Consider the following 1,483-nt stretch of genomic DNA (forward strand, 5'->3'; position numbering starts at 1 on the left):
CAGTCCATTTATGGCGATTTACGATATCGTTGTACCAAAGGATAATATGCTTCGTCAATTGAATGAACTGGTAGACTTTTCTTTTGTTTTAGAAGAACTACAAGATAAATATTGTCTCGATAACGGTCGCAATGCAGTGCCGCCTGTTCGTATGTTTAAATATTTATTACTAAAATCTATTTTTGATTTATCCGATGTAGATGTTGTGGAACGCTCAAAATACGATATGTCCTTTAAATATTTTTTAGATATGGCACCAGAAGATATGGTCATTGACCCTAGTTCATTAACGAAGTTCCGCAAGCTTCGTCTGACAGATATAGGGTTACTTGACATGCTCATTCAAAAAACAGTGGAAATTGCACTCGAAAAAAACTTGATTAAAAATAAATCTATTATTGTTGATGCCACGCATACAAAAGCACGCTTCAATCAAAAATCGCCGAAAGAATTTTTAATGGAGAAATCCAAATTACTCCGCAAAGCTGTTTATCAAGTTGACGAAGGAATGAAGGAAAAGTTCCCACCAAAAACAATGACAGATGACTTAAGTGACGAACTTGAATATTGTCAAAAAGTAATTGAAACAGTAGAAAAAGAGGAAATCATTCGTGAATATCCAAATGTGAAAGAGAAACTGAATTATTTAAAAGAAATCGTAGAAGATCACCAAGAACACCTCCAATTTTCGCAAGATCCTGATGCGCGAATTGGACATAAAACAGCGGATTCTTCTTTCTTTGGTTACAAAACACATATTGCGATGAATGAAGAACGCATCATTACAGCTGCGGTGATTACAACGGGTGAAAAAAGCGATGGAAAATACCTTCAAACATTGATTGAAAAAAGTCGTGAAACAGGAATGGAAATTGATACAGTTATTGGAGATACTGCTTATTCTGAGAAAAATAATATTCAATATGCCAACCAAAATCAATTACAATTAGTATCGAAATTAAACCCTATTGTGACACAAGGGCCACGTAAAAAAGAAGATGAATTTGAGTTTAATAAAGATGCGGGTATGTATGTCTGTAAAGCTGGACATATGGCTGTTCGTAGAGCACGTACGGGTAAAAAGGGAACAAACAATAGTCAAAGTCATACCTACTATTTTGATATTGAAAAATGCAAAGTATGTCCATTCAAAAGTGGGTGTTACAAGGAAGGCGCTAAAAGTAAAACATATTCTGTGACAATTAAATCCACTGAACATAAGGAACAACAAGCATTTCAAGAAAGTGCATATTTTAAAGAAAAGGGGAAAGAGCGTTATAAAATTGAAGCGAAAAATAGTGAACTTAAGCATAGACACGGGTATGATGTGGCATCTTCCTCGGGTCTGATTGGTATGCAACTGCAAGGTGCAATGGCTATATTCGCTGTCAATTTAAAACGAATCCTAACCTTGATGAAAGAAACAAAGTAAAAAAGAATAAAGAGAAAGACGACTTTTCATTCAAAATTGAATGAAAAGTCG

1 protein-coding gene is annotated in these 1,483 nt (G+C 34.7%); it reads left to right on the forward strand.

From position 1 onward, the window contains the following. The coding region (locus MR056_RS21890; protein WP_048722072.1) for an IS1182-like element ISBcy1 family transposase at window positions 1-1,432 on the forward strand (1,432 nt) is incomplete at its 5' end. Window positions 1,433-1,483 lie beyond the last annotated feature (51 nt).

Origin of the sequence: Bacillus cereus group sp. BfR-BA-01360 (assembly GCF_022663595.1) — a bacterium.
GTDB lineage: Bacteria > Bacillota > Bacilli > Bacillales > Bacillaceae_G > Bacillus_A > Bacillus_A cytotoxicus.